Here is a 20881-nt window from a genome sequence, read left to right as displayed (position 1 = left end):
AGGGTTTGTCCCATGACCACCATGTGGAACGCCTCCTACCGGTCCCGACGCCGCGCCGGCCGTCGCCGCGACCCCGAGCAGGCGCGATTCCTCACTCTCGATTCGCTGCGCTGGGTGAAACGCAACCGCGCGTACACCCCGTGGTACCTGGTCCGTTACTACCGTCTCGCGAAGTTCCGTCTGGCCAACCCGCACGTTGTGCTGCGCGGCATGGTGTTCCTCGGCCGCAACGTGGAGATCCACTGCACCCCGGAGCTCGCCCGGATGGAGATCGGCCGCTGGGTCCACATCGGCGACGGCAACTCGATCCGCTGCCACGAGGGCAGCCTGAAGATCGGCGACAAGACCGTCTTCGGCTGCAACAACGTGGTGAACGCCTACCTCGACCTCGAGATCGGTGGATCCACCCTCGTCGCCGATTGGTGCTATATCTGCGACTTCGACCACAAGATGGACGACATCACGCTGCCCATCAAGGATCAGGGCATCGTGAAGGGCCCGGTCCGCATCGGCCCGGACACGTGGGTCGCGGCCAAGGTGTCGGTGCTGCGCAACACCATCGTCGGCCGAGGCTGTGTCCTCGGCTCGCACGCGGTGGTCAAGGGGATGATCCCGGACTACTCGGTCGCGGTCGGGGCGCCGGCTCGCGTGGTCAAGAACCGCATGGACGACTGGGCCGAGAACGCCGAGCAGCGCGCCGAACTCGAACGCGCCCTCGCCGACATCGAACGCAAGAAAGCGGCGGCGGAAAAGGCCGCGGCGGAAGGGCGGTAGGCGCTCAGGGAACGGGGTGGTCGGGCTTCGCCGGGTCGCGTTCGGGCAACGGACGCATCGGAATGTCCGGTCGTCCGACCGGATGGCGCACCCGGCGCTTGGCGGCCAGGTGCACCGACGCGGTGCGTTCGGCAACCTCGGCCCAGGAGAACTCGGCGGTCAGTCGGGCCCGTGCGCGGACAGCCCGTTGCGCTGCGGCGCCGGGGTCCGAGAGCGTCGCCCGTACCGCAGCGGCGAGCCCGGCGACGTCGGCCGGTTCGAAGGTGAGGCCGGTGTCGGGTTCCTGCACGGCCTCGCCCAGGCCGCCGGCGGTCGAGACGATCAGCGGGATGCCGGTGGCCGCCGCCTCGAGGGCGACGATGCCGAACGGCTCGTAGCGGCTCGGCAAGACGATCGCGTCGCAGCGGTGCATGAGGGTCACCAGCTGGTCGTGGTCGACGGCGCCGATGAACCGCACCGCCTTGCTCACACGATGCTTGCGGGCCTGCTCCATCAGCCTCTCTCGCTGGGTGCCGTCACCGGCGATGGTGAGAGTGGTACCCGGGTGGCTCCGACGGATACGGGGGAGTGCGGCCAGCAGGTCCTGCACACCCTTCTCGTACTCGAGGCGACCGGCGAACAACAGTTCCGCCGGTCCGATGGTCGGCGTGCGGGCCGCGAACGGCCATGTGCGGATGTCGATTCCGTTGTGGATCACCGCGATGTCGGCGGCGTCGTAACCGAAGAGTCGGTTCACCTCGTCGCGCATGGATGCCGAACAGGTGATGAGAGCGTCGGATTCGGCGACGAGCCACCATTCGACCGAGTGCACCTGCCGATTGGTGCGGCCGCTGACCCAGCCGCTGTGCCGACCGGCTTCGGTGGCGTGGATGGTGGAAACCAGTGGCACGTCGAAGAATTCGGCCAGCGCGATCGCCGGGTGGGCGACCAGCCAGTCATGCGCGTGCACGACCTCGGGGATCCATCGTGCGGTGGAATCGGCGAAAGCCCGTTCGCCGGCCAGGATCCTGAGCCCGGCACGGATGAACGAGTGTCCCATGGCGAGAGTCCAGGCCATCATGTCCTGACCGAACTCGAACTCCGGCGGGTCCTCGGCGACCGCGATCACGCGCACGCCGTCGACGACGGTGTCGGTCGTCGGATGCGTGAGTGCGTCGGTGCCGGACGGGCGTCGGGTCAGGACCGCCACATCGTGTCCGGCGGCGGCCATCTCCGTGGCGAGGTGATGCACATGCCGACCCAGTCCGCCGACGACGACGGGTGGGTACTCCCACGACACGAACAACACTTTCATCCGATGCTCCCCTCGGCATCCGCGGTCAGGATCGCGTGCAGACGGCGCGCGTCGAGTGCGGGGAAGAGATTGTCGGCCCGCGCCCAGTTCTGCGCGAGCGTCGCCGCCGCGTCGTCGCGACCACGGAGCGCGGCGTCGCTGATCTCCCGCGTGGCGTGCGCGTGCGTGTGCGCACGGGAGACAGCGTACTGCGCGGCAGTGTCCTTCGACACCATGAAAGGCCAGTCGGAGGACACCGTGAGCAGCGTCTCTCGGATGATCTGATCGGCGACACGGCTGCGCTCTCCGCTACCGGCGAGGAGTTTGGCCACGGCGTCGAGGGCGGTCTCGGTCACCTCCTCGTTGAGGGTGACGAGATGCTGCACCTGTGGACCGTTCCACACGCGCCAGTCCTTACCCGACCCCCACGACGACGCGGGGAGATCGACCGGCTCGCCGACGAGTCCGGATCGCGTTGCGCCGGCGAGGGTTCCGACCTTCACCCCGACCTCGGGCAGGCGACGAAGGACGCGTTCGAGCCAGATCGGACCCTCATGCCACCAATGCCCGAAGAGCTCGGTGTCGAAGGCCGCGACCACCAGGGCGTCGCGGCCGATGCGCGTCGACTCCTCGATGAGGCGCTCGCGGACATGCCCGACGAAATCCTCGACGTGTCGGTCGATCACTGCGTCGACGTGTGCCGGGTCGTAGGGCTTCTTCTCGTCGCCCGGCACCGAGCGACCCGTGACGCGGAACCGCTTGAGTCCCGATTCGTGGTCGTAGGTGTGGAAGTCGCGGTAGGCGGCGTGGCCGGGATAGCCCGACTTCGGCGACCACACGCGGTAACTCACCGTGAGGTCGCGTCCATAGGCGATGACACCGCTGTCGCCGACCGGGCGGCCGAGTGCGGTGTCGCCGTGGAGGGTCGGGCCGTCGACCATGAAGTGCCCGACGCCGGCGCGGGCGTACTCGGCCTCCATGCCCGGCGCGAAGGCGCATTCGGGCGCCCAGATGCCTGCGGGGTCGAAACCCCAGCGCGCGTGCGCGTCGTGGAGACCCTCACGGAGGAAGAACGTCCGCAGGCGTGGATCGAGCAGCGGAGCGAACGGATGCGCGAGCGGTCCGCCGAGGATCTCGGCGACCCCGCTCGAGGCGACGCGACGAATCAGCGGCGAGGCGCCGTGTCGCCACTTCGTCTCGAAGGTCTCCAGCGCTCGCTGGGCTTCGAGGTACTCACGGCGACCGGCGTCGGCGCGGTCGGCATCGTTCGACGTCGCGGCCTCGGTCGCCCGCAGCTGCCAGTCGGCCAGCCATTCGTACATCGACGACGCACAGTGAGGGTCGTCGAGCTGCGCGGCCAGGACCGGGGTGATCCCGAGGGTCAACTGGTCGGTGAGACCGTCGTCGGCGAGGCGCTCGAGGACGTCGAGCAGTGGGATGTACGACGACGCCCACGACTGGTAGAGCCATTCCTCACCGACCGGCCAGCGACCGTGATTTGCCAGCCAGGGCAGGTGGGAGTGCAGGACGAAGGTGAACTGTCCCGGAACCTCGGGGGTGCTGATGGTCATTGCTCAGGCCCGGGTCGCCACCGCGAACAGGTCGAGCGAGGCATCGATGTCGGAGTCGCGCGCGTCGAGCACGGCGAAGTCCTCGGCGGCCACCCCGGCGACGTCGTCGACCAGGTCGGCCGGCCACGGTTCGCCGGCGAGGGCACGCTCGATCTGGGCGTCGATCAGCGATCCGCCCCACTTCTCGTCGAGCGCGGTCAGCCGCGGTCCGTGGTGCACGCCGAGCATCGCGTCGAGGGCGAACCCGCCCTCGACGATCAGTGCGGTGAGTTCGGCGGCGTTCAGCTCACGGGTGTGGAACGGGTTGAGAGGGGTGTCGCGGCCGGGGGAGAAGGTGATCCGGTTGGGCGTCGAGATCAGCAGCTCGCCGCCCGGACGCAGCACGCGTCGGCATTCGGCGATGAATGCGGCCTGGTCCCAGAGGTGTTCGATCACCTGGAAGTTCACCACGAGATCCACCGAGGCGTCGGCCAGCGGAAGATCGATCAGATTGCCCTGGTGCACGACGAGCCCGGGGTAGCGGCGACGGGTGTGTTCGACCGCCGAGGTGTCGTAATCGACGCAGACCACCGACGACGCCCCGGCGTCGGCGATCATCGCGGCCCCGTAGCCCTCGCCGGATCCGGCTTCCAGGATCTCGCGTCCCCGGCAGCGGTCGAGGATATGGCGGTAGGCGATCTCGTGGCGGCGGAACCAGTAGTTCTCCGCGGGGATACCCGGAACCGTCCGTTCACCGGTCAGCGCCAGCTGTTGGTCGGCGTCGAGGGACTCCAGACCGGTCATCCCGGCCGTCGGCGGAGAACCGAGGTCTGCGTCAGTCATCTGCAAGAGCGTAGGGCATGGGGTCGCGGCCTCCCGGTTCGTCCCGGCGCCGCGACCGACCGAGCGATCGTGCGTGATCGCTGCAGGGTTCCCTGTCCAGGTCCGACGCCGGTCCAAAGTGTGAGGTAGTCAATGTTTAGTGAGAACATAGGAGACGCTAAAGTGGTGGAGACCCATGGCCTTACCCGCCGGTAAGTTGCCGAACCCGACGCAGGAGGTCGACGTAGACCAATGACAAACATTGTCGTACTGATCAAGCAGGTTCCCGACACGTGGTCCGAGCGCAAGTTGTCCGACGACGACTACACCTTGGACCGCGAGGCAGCTGACGCGGTTCTGGACGAGATCAACGAGCGCGCCGTCGAGGAAGCGCTGAAGATCAAGGAAGCCGACGGCGGTGAGGTCACCATCCTGACTGCGGGTCCCGACCGCGCCACCGACGCCATCCGCAAGGCTCTGTCGATGGGCGCCGACAAGGCGATCCACATCAAGGACGACCAGCTCCACGGCTCGGACGCGGTCCAGACCGCCTACGTCCTGGCCCGCGCACTGGGCACCGTCGAGGGCGTCGAACTCGTCATCGCCGGCAACGAGGCCACCGACGGCCGCGTCGGCGCGATCCCGGCCATGATCGCCGAGTACCTCGAGCTCCCGCACCTGACCCACCTGCGCAAGCTGACCCTCGAGGGCGAGACCCTCAAGGGCGAGCGCGAGACCGACGAGGGCATCTTCCACGTCGAGGCACAGCTCCCGGCGATCGTCTCGGTCAACGAGAAGATCAACGAGCCCCGCTTCCCGTCCTTCAAGGGCATCATGGCCGCGAAGAAGAAGGAAGTCACCGCCGTCTCGCTGGCCGAGATCGACGTCGAGCCGACCGACGTGGGCCTGGAGAACGCCGGCAGCGTCGTGAACTCCTCCACCCCGAAGCCGCCGAAGACCGCGGGCGAGCGCGTCACCGACGAAGGCGACGGCGGCACGAAGGTCGCCGAGTACCTGGTCGGCCAGAAGATCATCTGATCTTCCCCACCAGTCCATCCGGCGAACCCCAGTCATTCAGGAGAAAACCAACATGGCAGAAGTACTCGTGCTCGTGGAGCAGGACGCCGAAGGCGCCCTGAAGAAGGTCACCAGCGAGCTCATCACCGCCGCCCGCGCTCTCGGTACCCCGTCGGCTGTCGTCGTCGGCAAGCCCGGCACCGCCGACGCGATCATCGACGGCCTCAAGGAAGCCGGCGCCGAGAAGGTCTACGTCGCCGAGTCCGACGACGCGGCCGGCTACCTGATCAACCCGCAGGTCGATGTGCTGTCCTCGATCGCCGAGAGCGCCGCTCCGGCAGCGGTCCTGGTCGCGGCCACCGCCGACGGCAAGGAGATCGCCGGTCGTCTCGCCGTGCGTCTCGGCTCGGGTGTGCTCGCCGACGTCGTCGACGTCAAGGAAGGCGGCGTGGGCATCCACTCGATCTTCGGTGGCGCGTTCACCGTCGAGGCGCAGGCCAAGGGCGACACCCCGGTGATCTCGATCCGCCCCGGTGGCGTCGAGGCCGCTCCGCAGGCCGGTGCCGGCGAGCGTGTCGACGTCGAGGTCCCGGCAGCTGCCGAGAACGCCGTCAAGATCACCAAGGTCGAGCCGAACATCGGTGGCGACCGTCCCGAGCTCACCGAGGCGTCGATCGTCGTCTCCGGTGGTCGCGGTGTCGGTAGCGCCGAGAAGTTCTCGGTCGTCGAGGAGCTCGCCGACGCGCTCGGTGCCGCCGTCGGCGCCTCGCGCGCCGCCGTCGACTCCGGCTACTACCCGGGTCAGTTCCAGGTCGGTCAGACCGGTAAGACCGTGTCGCCGCAGCTCTATGTCGCCCTGGGCATCTCGGGCGCCATCCAGCACCGCGCCGGCATGCAGACCTCGAAGACCATCGTCGCCGTCAACAAGGACGAAGAGGCGCCGATCTTCGAGATCGCCGACTACGGCATCGTGGGCGACCTGTTCAACGTCGCCCCGCAGCTGACCGAAGAGGTCAAGAAGCGCAAGTGATCCGGTAGATCACGCAGTACCCCGGTGGCCCCCGACGTTCGCGTCGGGGGCCACCGTGTGTTCGCGGCCCGTTCACCCGAGGTCGCCGGAGCGGCACGTGTTCATCCGGATCGCCCCGACACGTCATGCGGCCGTGGTCGTGGCGACGCCGGCGGTGGCTTTCATACGGGGCATGAACGCTCTACAGTCCATCGCCACCACCGCGGCAACCGATTCCGCCGTCTCGGCCACCCTGCTGACCGCCGGACCCGTGCGGGTGCTGGTGTCCGACGACGCGGCCGACATCCTTGCCGCCCAACGACTTCGCTACCGGGTCTTCGCCGATGAGCCCGGCTTCTCCGACCGTATCGGCGACGCGACCACCGGCTGCGACGCCGACCGGTTCGACGAGTTCTGTGAGCACCTCGTCGTGCGGCACGACGACCACGGCGTCATCGGGTGCGCACGACTGCTGGCACCTCCGCGTGCGATCGCCGCCGGCGGCTGGTACTCATCCACCGAGTTCGACCTGAGTCGATTGGCCGACATCTTCTCCGAGACAGTCGAACTGGGGCGCGCCTGCGTGGACGGCAGGCATCGTGACGGATCGGTCACCGCCCTCATGTGGGCGGCCCTGCTGCAATACATGGATCTCGCGGGCTACCGGTACCTGATGGGTTGCGTGTCGGTGCCGCTGCACAGCCCGGGGGAGTGGATGCCCGGGTCCGTGCTGCGCGCCGTCCGCGACCGCCTGCGCGAGGAATATGCCGACGCCGATCGACGAGTCACCCCGCTGACGCCAGCACGCATCGGTGGGCGGCTCCTCGACGACATCACGCCGTCGGACACCATCGGGATGCCGCCCCTGATGCGCGGATACCTGCGGATGGGCGCCCGTATCTGTGGTGAGCCCGCCGTCGACGACGTCTTCGATGTCGCGGACTTCCTCACCCTCATCGACCGGGAGGGCGCCAACCGGCGCTATCTCGACCGCCTGCGATCGAGTGCCCAGCGTCTCGGCTCGGCAGGGGCCTGACCGCGGTGACCATCATGCCGGTGGAGCGTCACCCGTGGTTCCCGGTGAGCACCTGCGGGCATGCCTGCCTCGGTCCGCGGGCCGAGAGGCGGGCAGCCGACGCCGTGGTCACCGGTGGGCGGTTGTGTCGTCTGGCCGCGATCGCCGGCTGGATCGTCGCGACACCCATTGCCGACGGGACGATGGCGCGGCTCCGGAGGCGGCCCCGACGAGCCCTGCGTGCGCGGGCCGCGGGTCCGCTGCTCGCCGCGCTCGGCATCAGGGTCGTCGTCGACGACCGGCGGAGGGATCCGCGCGCAACCGGACTCATCGTCGCCAACCACATCTCCTTTCTCGACGTCCTCGCGCTGGCTCTCGTCAGCCCGGCACCGGTGGTGGCGAAGTCCGACGTCGTCGACATGCCGGTGGTGGCCGGGCTCGCGCGCCGGTTCGGGGTGATCGCGGTAGACCGTGGGACGCTGCGCGGACTCCCGGCGGCAGTGGGTGAGGTCTCCGCGCGCCTGGCAACCGGATCGTCGGTGATCGTGTTCCCGGAGGGGACAACCTTCTGCGGCCGGACCGGCGGTGCGTTCCGGCCCGCGTTCTTCCAGGCGGCGGTCGACGCCGGGGTGCCGGTGTTCCCGGTTCGCCTACGGTTCCTCGGGCCCGACGGGCGTGCCGCGACGGCCCCGAGCTTCATCGGCGACGACTCACCGCTCGACACCTTGCGCCGGGTGCTGCGGGCCCGCGGACTGACGGTGGTCGTCCGCCTCGAACACGCCGAGGTGCCGGGCGCCGACCGTCGCGAACTGGCCCGGCGTTGCGAGCGTGTGTTGAGCGCCGCGGAAAGTGACATCGAACGTTCTCTGATATAGGTTCCTTCGCAAGCGGCCGCGCACGCGGCCGAGGAGATCGCCGTATGTCGAAGGAGTCCGACGATGACGTCCACCCTGACCCGAGAAGCGGCCCGCGCCAAGTTCTTCGAACTGCGGGAAGCGGAAGGGCTCGTCGACGACGCGGTCCTCGACACCGTGTGGGCAGGACTGGCGACGCTGCGTCCCGAGGAGATGCTCGGCGCCTGGAAGGGCGGTGAGTTCACCACCGGCCACGCCATCAACGGGATGCTGGCGAAGGCCAACTGGTTCGGCAAGACCTTCACCTCGCGCAGCGATGTGCAGCCGCTGGTCTGCCGTGACGAGAACGGCAAGCTGTTCTCCAACGTCAAGCTCGGCAAGGGTGAGGCGAGCCTGTGGGCGGTCGAGTTCCGCGGGGAGATCACCGCGTCGATGGTCTACGACGGCCAGCCGGTCATCGATCACTTCAAGCGCGTCGACGACACCACCGTCATGGGCATCATGAACGGCAAGGGCGGCGTCATCGACGGACGGCACCTGTACTTCTACCTCGAACGCGTCTGAGACGTCCGAGAAGGCGGCCGCGGGGTCTGGTCGGGTGGTCGGGCGCCCGATGACCAGCGCGTGCACACAGCGCTCACAAGTCGCGGAATTTGTCGACGTCCGCCGCGCGTTTATCCTTGCTAGCGATGCCCCTGCCAACCCGAGTGCCGCCGCGCACGTCCGTCTACCTCGACCACGCCGCTTCGACGCAGATGCTGCCCGAAGCCGTCGAGGCGATGACCGCTGTCTTCGGTGCCCCGGGCAACGCCTCGTCACTGCACGGTTCCGGCCGAACCGCCCGACGCCGCCTCGAGGAGGCGCGCGAGGCGATCGCCGCGGCCGTCGGTGCACGTCCGTCGGAGGTCATCTTCACGGGCGGCGGCACCGAGTCGGACAACCTCGCGATCAAGGGCATCTACTGGGCCCGTCGCCGCGCCGATGAGCAGCGTCGCCGCATCATCGTGTCGGCGGTGGAGCACCACGCGGTCCTCGACCCTGCCCAGTGGCTCGCGGCCGACGCCGGCGCAGAACTCGTGGTGCTGCCGGTCGACGCCGACGGCGTGGTCTCACCCGCCGAGCTCCGGGCCGAACTCGAGGCACACGCCGACCAGACGGCCCTCATCTCGGTCATGTGGGCCAACAACGAGGTGGGTTCCATCCAGCCCATCGCCGAGATCGCCGCGCTCGGAGCCGAGTTCGGCGTACCGGTGCACTCCGATGCCATTCAGGCCGTCGGCCACCTGCCGGTCGACTTCGCCGCCAGCGGACTGTCCGCGCTGAGCCTCGCCGCCCACAAGTTCGGCGGTCCGCAGGGCGTCGGCGCGCTGCTGCTCGGCCGCGAGGTCGCCTGCGTCCCGCTGCAGCACGGCGGCGGCCACGAACGGGACGTGCGGTCGGGAACCCAGGATGTCGCCGGCGCCGCCGGCATGGCCGCCGCGCTGACCTGGTGCGTCGAACACCTGGAGGAGAACACCGCCCGCGTGCGCGCCCTGGCGTCGCGGCTCTCCGAGACCCTGCTCGGTGTCGAAGGGGCGGTACGCAACGGCGCCGCACCAGATGCACGGCTTCCGGGAAACGTCCACGTCTCCTTCATCGGCTGCGAGGGCGACTCTCTGCTCATGCTGCTCGACGCCAAGGGCATCGAATGCTCCACCGGTTCCGCCTGCACGGCGGGTGTCGCGCAGGCCAGCCATGTGCTGCTCGCGATGGGGCTCGACATGGCCGACGCCCGGTCGTCGCTGCGGTTCTCGCTCTCCCACACGACCACCGACGCCGACATCGACGCGGTGGCGCAGGTCATCGACGAGGTCGTGGATCGAGCTCGCGCCGCCGGCCTCGTCTCCGCACCCGGCGGAAAGGTCTCGTGATGCGCGTACTCGCAGCAATGAGCGGCGGCGTCGACTCGGCGGTCGCGGCGGCACGTGCCGTCGACGCCGGGCACGAGGTCGTCGGCGTCCACCTCGCTCTCTCCACCGCGCCCGGAGCCCTGCGCACCGGATCGCGCGGCTGTTGCTCGCGGGAGGACGCCTCGGACGCCCGCCGCGCCGCGGACGTGCTCGGAATCCCTTTCTACGTCTGGGATTTCGCCGACCGGTTCAAGGACGACGTCATCGACGAATTCGTCGAGGCCTACGCCGCCGGACGCACCCCCAACCCCTGCCTGACGTGCAACGAGAAGATCAAGTTCGCCGCGCTCGCCGACAAGGCGATCGCCCTCGGCTTCGACGCCCTCGCCACCGGTCACTATGCGCAGCTCGTCGACGGCGAGCTGCGTCGCGCGGTCGACCACGACAAGGACCAGTCCTACGTGCTGGCCGTCCTGACGCGCGAGCAGCTGTCCCGCGCGCTGTTCCCGATCGGTGACACCCCGAAGGCCGAGATCCGGGCGGAGGCGGCACGCCGCGGTCTCGCGGTGGCCGACAAGCCCGACTCGCACGACATCTGCTTCATCCCCAGCGGCGACACCCGCGCCTTCCTCGGTGCCAAGATCGGCATCCGTCCGGGCGCGGTCGTCGACGCCTCCTCCGGCGAGCGCCTCGCCGACCACGAAGGAGTCCACGGCTTCACCATCGGACAGCGCAAGGGCCTCGGCATCGATGCGCCCGCAGCCGACGGCAAGCCCCGCTACGTCACCGAGATCGACCCGGCGTCGGGCACCGTCACGGTCGGCACCGCCGAGGACCTGCAGGTCTGGGGCATCACCGCGACCCGTGCGGTGTGGACGTCGGGCATCACCCCCGACGAGCCGTTCGTGGCCGTGGTCCAGGTGCGTGCACACGGCGGGCTCGCACCCGTCACCGCGACCCCGACCACCGTCGCCGGCGAACCCGCGATCGACATCGCCCTGCACGAACCGCTGACCGGCGTCGCACGCGGTCAGGCCGCCGTGCTGTACCTGCCGGACGCGGAGCACGGCGACCAGGTCGTGGGATGCGGGCGGATCGCGTCCACCTCGTCGCAGCCGACCGCCGTCGCGACTCGGTGACCACACCAGGCCTGCCCACCGGCGTCGGAACCGGCGTGGGCTCGATGCCCGGCACCGATCCGCGCGCGGCGGCCGCCGTGGTCAACGGTGAGCTCGACCTCGCACACCTCGTCGAACTCCCCGGTCGCGGGGCGGGTTCGGATCTGATCGGCCGGATGGCCGCGATCCTCGTCGACCTCCCGATGGACACCGCGACCTGGGGATACCGTCTGGCGCAACGGGAATCGCAACTGACCCGCCGCGCCCGCGACTTCCTCAAGGAGGATCTCGACGTCGTCGAGGAGCTATGGGAGACAGCGGGATTCGTCGGTACCGGGCGTCCGTTCAAGGTCCAGGTCGCCGGTCCGTTCACCACCTCGGCTTCTGTAGAACTGCCGAACGGCCATCGCGTGCTGAAGGATCCGGGAGCGGTCCGCGACATCGTCGCGTCGACTGCCGAAGGGCTCCGTGAACACGTCGGCGAGATCAAGCGCCGCCTCGGCGCACAGGTCGTCGTCCAGATCGACGAGCCGATGATCGGTCGAGTCATCGACGGAACCGTCAAGCCCCTCACCCGGTTCGACCCGATCCGGGCGGTCCCCGCCGTCGAGGCGGCGCGGGCCCTCACCGAACTCATCGAACACGTCGACGCGCCGGTGGTGCTCCACGACTGCAACCGGCCCCGCTGGGACCTCCTCGAACACCTTCGGGGCGTGGCGTACTCGATCGACGTCACCGCACCCACCGACGCCGACCTCGACGGCATCGGGATGCTCATCGACCGCGGGGACATCCTCGTGGCCGGCCGAATCCCGTCCACCGCGCCGAAGCGACCGGTGAACGCCGACACCGTCGCGACCGACCTCGCCGCCATCACCGATCGCATCGGCCTCAGCCGAAAAGTGTTGTCCGAGAATGTTATCGTCACACCGACCTGCGGTCTCGCCGGGGCGTCGGAGAGCTGGGCGAAAAAGGCTCTCGCGGTGACCGCCGAAGCGGGTCAGCTGCTCGGCACCGACCCGACCGCGCTCTGACCTCCTGGAGCCGGTGCCCTGGAAGCTCTGCGGAACGCCGCCTGCCGGAACTATCCTGCGAGGGTGCCGCATCCGATCATGTTCGACGACGCGGACCCGATCCTGGGTCGCGTCCGCGAGATCGCGCTCGCGCTGCCCGACGCCACCGAGGTCGTCGCGCACGGTCGCCCGACGTTCCGGTGCGGCAAGATGTTCGCCAACTACGGCGGCGGCCTCAAGGGTGGCAAGGTCCGCTATGACCAGTCGATCCTGTTCATCCCCGACGAGTCGGAGAAACCGGCCCTTGAGGAGGACCCGCGGTTCTTCGTGCCCGCCTACTACGGCCCCTACGGCTGGCTGGGCCTGATCCTCGAGGACACCACCGACTGGGACGAGGTCGCCGAACTCCTCGACGCGAGCTACCGGCAGGTCGCGCCGAAGCGCTCCCTGGCCAAGCTCGACGGCTGAGGTTCTGTGGATTTGAGGGCATGCCCCGAGACTCTCCCGTGACCGGAGGCGAGGTGCTCGGAAGACTCAGACCCACACATACCCCCGGATTCTCGTCCCCGTGACAGGCACCCGAGGGCAAGTTGCCCTCGACAGTCACTGAGGGGGACGAGATTTCGCGTCCGGCGGAACTATCCTGCGAGGGGCCGCATCCGATCATGTTCGACGACGCCGACCCGATCCTGGGTCGCGTCCGCGAGATCGCCCTCGCGCTTCTCGACGCCACCGAGGTCGTCGCACACGGCCGCCCGACGTTCCGGTGCGGCTAGCTGTTCGCCAACTACGGCGGCGGTCTCAAGGGTGGCAAGGTCCGTCACGACCAGTCGATCCTGTTCATTCCCGACGAGGCGGAGAAACCCGCGCTCGAAGAGGACCCGCGGTTCTACGTACCCGCCTACTACGGCCCCTACGGGTGGCTCGGACTGATCCTCGACGGTGACACGGAGTGGGACGAGGTCGCCGAACTCCTCGATGCCAGCTACCGGCACGTCGCGCCGAAACGGTCCCTGGCCAAGCTCGACGGCTGACCCTTCGAGACGCCCTCCGCAGGCTCCGGGCTCCTCAGGGAGCAGAGAGGCGAGCCTGTCCGAGCACTCCGATACCCTCGGGACGTGGCAGAAACAACGGAGTCGGGGGCCATCGAGCAGTCGGGACCCGAGGCAGACCTGCGCGAAGAGTGGGCGGCTCTCGCCGAGGAGATCCGCGACCATCAGTTCCGTTACTACGTGAAGGATGCGCCGGTCATCACCGACGGCGAGTTCGACGAGCTGCTGCGCCGCCTGCAGGATCTCGAGGAGCGCCATCCCGAGCTCGCCACCCCCGATTCGCCGACCAAGCTCGTCGGCGGTGGTTTCTCGACCGCATTCTCCCCGGTCGACCATCTCGAGCGGATGATGTCGCTGGACAACGTCTTCGACTACGAGGAGATGACCTCCTGGGTCGAGCGGGTCAACTCCGACGCCGGCGCCGAGGCCGAGTTCCTCTGCGAACTCAAGATCGACGGCGTCGCGCTGGCGCTGGTGTATCGCGACGGTGTCTTGGAACGCGGCGTCACCCGCGGCGACGGGCGCACCGGCGAGGACGTCTCCCTCAACGCCCGCACCATCGAGGACATCCCGCAGCGCCTCACGGCCTCCGACGAGTACCCGATCCCGGACGTCCTCGAGGTGCGCGGCGAGGTCTTCTTCCGGGGGGAGGATTTCGAGGCGCTCAACGCGTCCCTGGTGGCCGACGGCAAGCCGCCGTTCGCCAATCCCCGCAATTCGGCGGCCGGTTCGCTGCGTCAGAAGAACCCGCAGGTCACGGCTCGTCGCAAACTGCGGATGATCTGTCACGGTATCGGTCACACCGAGGGCTGGCGGCCGGAGTCGCTGCATGATGCGTATCTCGCGCTCGGTGCATGGGGGCTACCGGTGTCGACGCACACCACCAAGGCTTCGGGCGCTGCCGAGATCCTCGAGAAGATCTCCTACTGGGGCGAGCACCGTCACGACGTCGAGCACGAGATCGACGGCATCGTGGTCAAGGTCGACGACTTCACCCTGCAGCGCCGCCTCGGTTCCACCTCGCGTGCACCGCGATGGGCGATCGCCTACAAGTACCCACCGGAGGAGGCCACCACCAAGCTGCGCGACATCCAGGTCGGCGTCGGACGCACCGGTCGCGTCACACCGTTCGCGGTGCTCGAACCGGTCCTCGTCGCCGGCTCGACCGTCTCCCGGGCCACCCTGCACAACGGCTCGGAGGTCAAGCGCAAGGGCGTCCTCATCGGCGACACCGTGACCATTCGCAAGGCCGGCGACGTGATCCCCGAGGTCCTCGGACCGGTCGTCGACCTGCGCGACGGCTCCGAGGTCGAGTTCGAGATGCCCGAGCGCTGCCCGGAATGCGGTACGCCGTTACGTCCGGAGAAGGAATCCGACGTCGACGTCCGGTGCCCGAATCAGGAGAGTTGCCCGGCACAGTTGCGGGAGCGGCTCTTTCACCTCGCCGGGCGCGGCTCCTTCGACATCGAGGCGCTCGGCTACGAGGCGGCGACCGCGCTGCTGTCGGCCAAGGTGATCCGCAACGAAGGAGACCTGTTCTCCATCACCGCCGACGATCTCGCCCGCACCGATCTGTTCACGACGAAGGCCGGCGCGCTGTCGGCGAACGGAAAACGTTTGCTGGCCAACCTCGACAAGGCCAAGGACGTCGCGCTGTGGCGGGTGCTGGTGGGTCTGTCGATCCGCCATGTCGGTCCCACTGCCGCGCGCGCGCTGGCCACCGAGTTCGGCTCGCTGGAGGCCATCGAATCCGCCGACGTCGAACAACTGGCCGACGTCGAGGGCCTCGGCATGACCCTCGCACAATCGATCCACGACTGGTTCACCGTCGACTGGCATCGCGAGATCGTCGAGAAGTGGCGTGCGGCAGGCGTTTCCATGGAGGACGAGCGTGACGAGTCGATCGCGCGAACGCTCGAGGGCAAGACCATCGTCGTGACCGGATCGCTGGTGGACTTCTCCCGTGACGGCGCCAAAGAGGCGATCCTGCAGCGCGGGGGCAAGGCGTCGGGTTCGGTGTCGAAGAAGACCGACTACGTGGTCGTCGGCGATTCGCCGGGAAGCAAGGCCGACAAGGCCGAACAGCTCGGCGTCCCGGTACTCGACGAGGACGCGTTCAAGCGACTGCTGGAGACCGGCAGTCCTGAGTAGACGGGGTCACCGCCAGACGCGGCCGGCAGATCGGTGATGCGTTCGCCTGGTAGCACTGCCACGAAGAACAGGCAGCGTCAACCGTTCAGCGCCTTGTCGAAGGCGCGATATGCCCGCGGGTCGAACAACACGAACCGGATCTCCGTCATCATGGTGTCGGCGGACCGGACCGTGCCGACGGCCCGGCGTGCGCCGTCGTCCATCGGCCAGCCGTAGACGCCGGTCGAGATGGCCGGGAAGGCGATCGTCGATGCACCCAATTCGTCTGCGACACGCAGAGATTCACGATAGCAGGAGATCAGGAACTCGGAACGGTCCTCGTCGTATGAGTGCACCGGCCCGACGGTGTGGATGACCCAGCGTGCGTCCAGATCGCCCGCAGTGGTGGCGACCGCCTCACCGACCGGGAGACCGCGCTTGTAGCGACCGGCCCGGAGGTCCTTGCACTCGGCGAGAATCGCGGGACCCCCGCGACGGTGGATGGCCCCGTCGACCCCGCCGCCGCCGAGCAGCGTCGAGTTGGCGGCGTTGACGATCGCGTCGACCGACTGAAGGGTGATGTCTCCCTGCACGAGCGTGATGGAGGTCATGGCTCCATCATCGCGCTATCCGTCGGCGCGCAACACCGTACTGACGATGCCTGCCAGGTAGCCGAGCCGGGCGACCTCGGATGGCCGGAAATCGGGTCCGCCGATGCGGCCGAGCAGGACCGCCTTGTCGTTGGAGCCGATGGGCGCCGCGGCGAGTCGGGTGTCCATGTCCTGCCAGGCATCCGGTACCCAGTCGCCCTCCGCGTCGAGCTGTGCCGCATGCTCCAGCGGCAGCCAGTCGGCCCGGGTGAGCGGGGTTTCCGGCGCCCCGGAGGAACCGAACAGCTGCAGGACGCCGCCGCTGGCCTTGGTGATGACCATCGCCCAGGACACCCGCAGTACGCGCGGGGCGTTGTCGACGAGGACCTGGAGGCGGTCGTTGCGCTTGGCGGTGGCGACCTGGTCGACGAGTTCGAGTTCACGATGGGTGTCGAGCACACCGGAGTACGGGCGGATGGAATCCACCCGGACGCCGTTGACCTTCTCGGCGGCCGTGATCAGGCTGTCGGGCAGTGAGCCCGGCGGGACCTCGACGACGAGGTCGTCGACTGCGTAACCGTTGCCGCGTTCGACCACCTCGAGAGACAGGATGTCTGCACCGACCGAACCGAGTTGCACGGCGAGCACGCCGAGACTGCCGGGACGGTCCTCGAGGTAGACGCGCAACAGGTAAGACACGTGGGCCATTCTCGCACTCGTGAGGGTCGGGCGCGCACCGCCGGGGAGGGGCGGACCGAGCCCGGGCGTGCAAACGGTGGCTGAAGTGAGTCGGATCGGCGCGTTCCCATAGGCTGGAGAGGCACATCTGCGTCGCGAAGGCGCCGCGGTGGGCATTCATTCCCGAGCAAGTGATGGTGAGAAAGGGCGATGACGGTGGCTGGCGAACCGAAGTCCATATCGCGAGAAGAGGTCGCGCACCTGGCGCGATTGTCGCGACTGGCGCTGAGCGAGGACGAACTCGATGTCTACGCCAAGCAGCTGGACTCCATCCTGACCCACGTCGCATCGGTGTCCGAGGTGGCTGCCGACGACGTACCCGGCACCGCACATCCGGCCGAGCTCGCCAACGTGCTGCGCCCCGACGTCGTCGTGCCCGGTCTGAGCACCGACGCCGCGCTGTCCGGTGCGCCGGCCGTCGAGCAGGACCGTTTCGCCGTTCCGCAGATCCTGGGAGAAGAGCAGTGAGCCCCGCGTCGCACGCCGCAGCGCCTCGTCCCGCCGGTGACCTGACCGGTCTGTCCGCCGCCGAACTCGCCACCAAGATCGCGACCCGCGAGGTCAGTTCGGTGGAGGTCACGCAGGCACACCTCGATCGCATCGCCGAGGTCGACGGTGAGCTCGGTGCCTTCCTGCATGTCAGCGGCGCCGAGGCGCTCGTCGCCGCCAAGGCTGCCGACGATGCGATCGCCTCGGGCGACGCGGTGTCGTCGCTCGCCGGTGTGCCCATCGCGCTCAAGGACGTCTTCACCACCACCGACGCCCCCACCACGTGCGGTTCCAAGATCCTCGAGGGATGGGTGCCGCCCTACGACGCCGCGGTCACCGAACGTCTCCGCGCCGCGGGCATCCCGATCCTGGGCAAGACCAACATGGACGAGTTCGCCATGGGCAGCTCGACCGAGAACTCCGCCTACCAGCTGACCCGAAACCCGTGGGACCCCACCAAGATCCCGGGTGGCTCGGGTGGTGGCAGCGCCGCGGCACTGGCCGCGTACGAGGCGCCGCTGGCGATCGGCACCGACACCGGTGGCTCCATCCGTCAGCCGGCCGCGGTCACCGCGACCGTCGGCGTCAAACCCACCTACGGAACCGTCTCGCGCTACGGGCTCGTCGCCTGTGCGTCGTCGCTGGACCAGGGTGGCCCGTGTGGTCGTACAGTTCTCGACACCGCGATGCTGCACGAGGTCATCGCCGGGCACGACCCGCGCGACTCGACGTCGATCAACGTCCCGGTGCCCGACGTGGTCGCCGCCGCCCGCGAAGGTGCCGAGCAGGACCTCAAGGGTGTCAAGATCGGCGTCGTCACCGAACTGCAGGGCGAGGGCTACCAGTCGGGCGTGCTCGACTCGTTCCACCAGGCCGTCAAGCTCCTCACCGAGCGCGGCGCCGAGGTCGTCGAGGTCAGCTGCCCGCACTTCACCTACGCGCTCGGCGCCTACTACCTGATCCTCCCCTCGGAGGTGTCGTCGAACCTCGCACGCTTCGACGCCATGCGATACGGCCTGCGTGTCGGCGACGACGGTTCGCATTCGGCCGACGAGGTGATGGCACTGTCCCGCGAGGCCGGGTTCGGACCAGAGGTCAAGCGCCGCATCATGATCGGCACCTATGCGCTGTCGTCGGGTTACTACGACGCCTACTACGGTCAGGCACAGAAGGTCCGCACCCTGATCTCGCGCGACTTCACCAACGCCTTCGAGAAGGTCGACGTGCTGATCTCGCCGACCACGCCGACCACCGCCTTCCCGATCGGGGAGAAGGTCGACGACCCGCTGGCGATGTACCTGTTCGACCTCTGCACCCTGCCGGTGAACCTGGCCGGGATCGGCTCGATGTCGGTGCCGTCGGGTCTGTCCGAGGACGACGGCATGCCCGTCGGCCTGCAGATCATGGCGCCCGCCCTCGCCGACGACCGGCTGTACCGCGTCGGCGCGTCGTATGAGGCGGCCCGCGGCGCGATCATCTGAGGTCATCGCGGCAGGCCGGTAACCCACGTGCCTGCTCCGCCCCGTAGCGGTGTCCGACGCCGGTGGGCCCGTCGAGGGCGGACAGCAGGTCGACGCTGGTCTGCAGGAAGCTGATCACCGGTAGCCAGGGGACCTGGGGCACCCTCGGTCCGCCGAGTACGGTCCCGTCCGGCGTCGTCGCGGGACGCCACAGCGAGCTGAGCGACCACCGGATCACCGGATCGGTGCGATTGGCCACGACGACCCGCGGTGAGTCCGACTCCGCGGCCACCGTCTCGGCGGGCGGTGCGGTCAGCACGGTCTCGGCGAGCAGTCCCGGGTGGCGGTCCTCGAGCCAGGTGCGGGCGGCGTCGGCGCCGACCGCGCCCAGGCTCTGGCCGTAGAGCACCAGCAGGGGCCGGTCACCAGCGGGTCGGCCCTGCAACACCTCCGCGACCTCGCGAACCAGCGCGATCGACGACTCCGTCGCCGCGGCGTCGTCGGAGATGAACGCCTGCCACGACGGGACGTCGGCGTAGGGGAGCACCAGGATTCGGACGTCGGCGCCGAAGCGGTCGACGAAGCCGGTGACCGCGGCCGGGTCGACCCAGCCCGATCCGGTGGGGACGGCCACGATCACCGCCCGCGCCGACAGTCCGTCGGCGCCCAGCCACGTCTTCACCAATCGTGTTGCCGGACGCTCGAATTCCGGTGCCGAGAGCTCCCCGCGCAGCAGTGTCCCGGATTCGGAGACGGTACGCGGCAGCGGTTGTCCTTCGTCGGCACCCGCAGAGGCTGGGGTGAGGAGGCCCGCGGTGAGCGCGACCGCCGCCGCCGCGATGACCGCGGTGACACGAGGGACGACCACGGTTGCGGCAACGACCGCGACGGGTGCGAGCGTGGCGCCCGCCCACCAGTCGGGGCCGACCGGCAGTGCACCGACGGCAGCACGGATCAGGTTCTGCCACCACACTGCCAGTCCCGCACCGCCGGCCGCGACCAGCACGCCGACACCGAGGACGTCGCGTCGTGTCTGCCCATCCGGTTGCCCGTGGCGTCGGGATACCCATCGCGCCAACAGCATTCCGATGACCGCGCCCAGTGCCGTGACGCCGGTCGTCACGACCGTGGTCGTCATCGCATCGCGCGGAAGTGTGCCAGGGTGGAGGGCGACGAGATATGCGACGACGACGCTGATCACGAGGACAGGGTGAGGCAGGTGTCGCCCGGTGTGCGCCGACGTTGGTGCGGGCGAGGCCATCACGAGAGCTCCTCGGTGGTGGTCCCGGTGCGGGGGTGCCGGTCGACGAGTGCGCGTTCGACCGTGGTGGACACCAGTTGCGGGATCGATTCGTGCCGGGTCGGCGGTCCGCCGAACTGACGCCAGGTGTTCCAGGATAAGCCGATCCGGGCGACGCGTGCCGCGGCGTCGCACGCCGGGTTGCTGCACGAGCGCTGCATCGCGTCGATCAGCATGCGGTCCAGGGCGAACCGCGCCCACGAGCCCAGTGGACGACCGTCGGTGGCCGCCGCGCGCAGCAGGTCGTAACCGAGATCATGTGTGCGGCAGAGCGGTGTGAACCGGTCGGGGAGCGGTACCGGGGAGGAGCAGTCGCCGTTCGGGTCGCTGGGCGCACCCGCCACGACGGCCGGCGTGTAACCCATGTGCACGTCGAAGGTCGCGGGCAGGACGCCCATCGTCGTGGCCGGGGCAGGCCCCGTCAGCGCCACGACGGCGGCGGCGTACGGGTTGTCGGCGTCCTCCGGGTCGGGGACGACCACACCCATGGTCGAAATGACGTCACCGGCGACCGCGTGCGCCGTCGACATCCACTGTCCGGCAAGGAGAAAGGTCAGTGTCAGTGCGGCGACCAGCCAGCGGTGCGGACGTCGTGGGCGTGTGCGACCGGCATGATCGGTGAGTTGAGAAGTGTTGGCCGAAGGACATTTCCGCAGTGGACCTGAAGGGTTCATGGGCATTGACGCTAGGGAGCGCAACCGCCTGGCCACATCGCTCCGACGGGCGGTTCCCGCTCACCGGTCGGGGCGGGGATCCGGAGTGCGGACACCACTCGGGAACGAGTGCAT

Annotated in this window: 20 protein-coding genes and 1 pseudogene; 14 read left to right on the top strand and 7 right to left on the bottom strand. The window is 69.0% G+C overall.

What is annotated here, in order from left to right; translation table 11 throughout:
* Positions 1–12 precede the first annotated feature (12 nt).
* Entirely contained in the window at positions 13–774 is a 762-nt protein-coding gene (locus GOALK_RS13675; RefSeq protein WP_006359415.1) for an acyltransferase, read from the top strand.
* A gap of 4 nt (positions 775–778) precedes the next feature.
* Here GOALK_RS13675 and GOALK_RS13670 read toward each other — a convergent pair whose 3' ends face one another.
* From GOALK_RS13670 to GOALK_RS13660, 3 genes are read right to left on the bottom strand one after another with little or no spacing between them, the layout of a single operon-like run.
* On the bottom strand, positions 779–2068 hold the full coding sequence (locus GOALK_RS13670) for a glycosyltransferase family 4 protein (protein ID WP_040004215.1): 1290 nt from the start codon (positions 2066–2068) through the stop codon (positions 779–781).
* Positions 2065–3618, bottom strand: coding sequence for a 1,4-alpha-glucan branching protein domain-containing protein (locus GOALK_RS13665; RefSeq protein ID WP_006359413.1), 1554 nt, complete (start codon positions 3616–3618; stop codon positions 2065–2067). Before GOALK_RS13665 ends, GOALK_RS13670 begins: the two co-directional genes overlap by 4 nt.
* Positions 3619–3621: 3 nt before the next feature.
* Positions 3622–4440: a class I SAM-dependent methyltransferase gene (locus GOALK_RS13660; protein WP_035751233.1), complete on the bottom strand. Its 819-nt coding sequence runs from the start codon at positions 4438–4440 to the stop codon at positions 3622–3624.
* Positions 4441–4671: 231 nt separating this feature from the next.
* Between GOALK_RS13660 and GOALK_RS13655 the strand changes: the two genes are divergently transcribed.
* From GOALK_RS13655 to ligA, 11 genes and pseudogenes are all read left to right on the top strand, one after another.
* Entirely contained in the window at positions 4672–5457 is a 786-nt protein-coding gene (locus tag GOALK_RS13655) for an electron transfer flavoprotein subunit beta/FixA family protein (protein WP_006359411.1), read from the top strand.
* Positions 5458–5509: 52 nt separating this feature from the next.
* Positions 5510–6466, top strand: a complete 957-nt coding sequence (locus tag GOALK_RS13650; RefSeq protein WP_006359410.1) for an electron transfer flavoprotein subunit alpha/FixB family protein — start codon at positions 5510–5512, stop codon at positions 6464–6466.
* Positions 6467–6563: 97 nt separating this feature from the next.
* Positions 6564–7481 carry a GNAT family N-acetyltransferase gene (locus GOALK_RS13645; protein ID WP_006359409.1) on the top strand — a complete coding sequence of 306 codons (918 nt, stop codon included), beginning with the start codon at positions 6564–6566 and terminating at the stop codon, positions 7479–7481.
* 14 nt (positions 7482–7495) lie between these two features.
* Positions 7496–8335: a lysophospholipid acyltransferase family protein gene (locus GOALK_RS13640; protein ID WP_035751361.1), complete on the top strand. Its 840-nt coding sequence runs from the start codon at positions 7496–7498 to the stop codon at positions 8333–8335.
* Between the two features lie 63 nt (positions 8336–8398).
* Positions 8399–8878 carry a DUF4334 domain-containing protein gene (locus GOALK_RS13635; protein WP_006359407.1) on the top strand — a complete coding sequence of 160 codons (480 nt, stop codon included), beginning with the start codon at positions 8399–8401 and terminating at the stop codon, positions 8876–8878.
* 125 nt (positions 8879–9003) lie between these two features.
* Complete coding sequence (locus GOALK_RS13630; RefSeq protein WP_050918717.1) at positions 9004–10224, top strand: cysteine desulfurase family protein; 1221 nt, start codon at positions 9004–9006, stop codon at positions 10222–10224.
* Positions 10224–11342, top strand: coding sequence for a tRNA 2-thiouridine(34) synthase MnmA (mnmA, locus tag GOALK_RS13625; RefSeq protein WP_006359405.1), 1119 nt, complete (start codon positions 10224–10226; stop codon positions 11340–11342). The genes GOALK_RS13630 and mnmA overlap by 1 nt, the downstream gene beginning before the upstream one ends.
* On the top strand, positions 11288–12355 hold the full coding sequence (locus tag GOALK_RS13620) for a uroporphyrinogen decarboxylase/cobalamine-independent methonine synthase family protein (protein ID WP_006359404.1): 1068 nt from the start codon (positions 11288–11290) through the stop codon (positions 12353–12355). The genes mnmA and GOALK_RS13620 overlap by 55 nt, the downstream gene beginning before the upstream one ends.
* A gap of 63 nt (positions 12356–12418) precedes the next feature.
* Positions 12419–12802 carry an MmcQ/YjbR family DNA-binding protein gene (locus GOALK_RS13615; protein WP_006359403.1) on the top strand — a complete coding sequence of 128 codons (384 nt, stop codon included), beginning with the start codon at positions 12419–12421 and terminating at the stop codon, positions 12800–12802.
* Between the two features lie 197 nt (positions 12803–12999).
* A pseudogene (locus tag GOALK_RS13610) lies at positions 13000–13368 on the top strand (MmcQ/YjbR family DNA-binding protein).
* Between the two features lie 84 nt (positions 13369–13452).
* Positions 13453–15537, top strand: a complete 2085-nt coding sequence (gene ligA, locus GOALK_RS13605; RefSeq protein ID WP_006359401.1) for an NAD-dependent DNA ligase LigA — start codon at positions 13453–13455, stop codon at positions 15535–15537.
* Positions 15538–15614: 77 nt separating this feature from the next.
* Here the strand turns inward: ligA and GOALK_RS13600 are convergent, their stop codons facing one another.
* On the bottom strand, positions 15615–16127 hold the full coding sequence (locus GOALK_RS13600; RefSeq protein ID WP_006359400.1) for an O-acetyl-ADP-ribose deacetylase: 513 nt from the start codon (positions 16125–16127) through the stop codon (positions 15615–15617).
* A gap of 15 nt (positions 16128–16142) precedes the next feature.
* On the bottom strand, positions 16143–16814 hold the full coding sequence (locus GOALK_RS13595) for an ACT domain-containing protein (RefSeq protein WP_006359399.1): 672 nt from the start codon (positions 16812–16814) through the stop codon (positions 16143–16145).
* Between the two features lie 186 nt (positions 16815–17000).
* On the opposite strand from GOALK_RS13595, the gene gatC reads away from it, so the two are divergent.
* Together gatC and gatA are read left to right on the top strand one after the other, a co-directional pair.
* Positions 17001–17312 carry an Asp-tRNA(Asn)/Glu-tRNA(Gln) amidotransferase subunit GatC gene (gene gatC, locus GOALK_RS13590; RefSeq protein WP_006438859.1) on the top strand — a complete coding sequence of 104 codons (312 nt, stop codon included), beginning with the start codon at positions 17001–17003 and terminating at the stop codon, positions 17310–17312.
* Entirely contained in the window at positions 17309–18814 is a 1506-nt protein-coding gene (gatA, locus tag GOALK_RS13585; RefSeq protein WP_035751243.1) for an Asp-tRNA(Asn)/Glu-tRNA(Gln) amidotransferase subunit GatA, read from the top strand. The genes gatC and gatA overlap by 4 nt, the downstream gene beginning before the upstream one ends.
* Here gatA and GOALK_RS13580 read toward each other — a convergent pair.
* Positions 18807–19994, bottom strand: coding sequence for an alpha/beta-hydrolase family protein (locus GOALK_RS13580; RefSeq protein ID WP_306302401.1), 1188 nt, complete (start codon positions 19992–19994; stop codon positions 18807–18809). The genes gatA and GOALK_RS13580 overlap by 8 nt on opposite strands.
* A gap of 59 nt (positions 19995–20053) precedes the next feature.
* Positions 20054–20767, bottom strand: a complete 714-nt coding sequence (locus tag GOALK_RS13575; RefSeq protein WP_232283172.1) for a hypothetical protein — start codon at positions 20765–20767, stop codon at positions 20054–20056.
* Positions 20768–20881 lie beyond the last annotated feature (114 nt).

Source organism: Gordonia alkanivorans NBRC 16433 (assembly GCF_000225505.1).
Taxonomy (GTDB): Bacteria; Actinomycetota; Actinomycetes; order Mycobacteriales; family Mycobacteriaceae; genus Gordonia; species Gordonia alkanivorans.
Note: the sequence above shows the minus strand (reverse complement) of the source record. Positions and strands in the feature narration are given on the sequence as shown.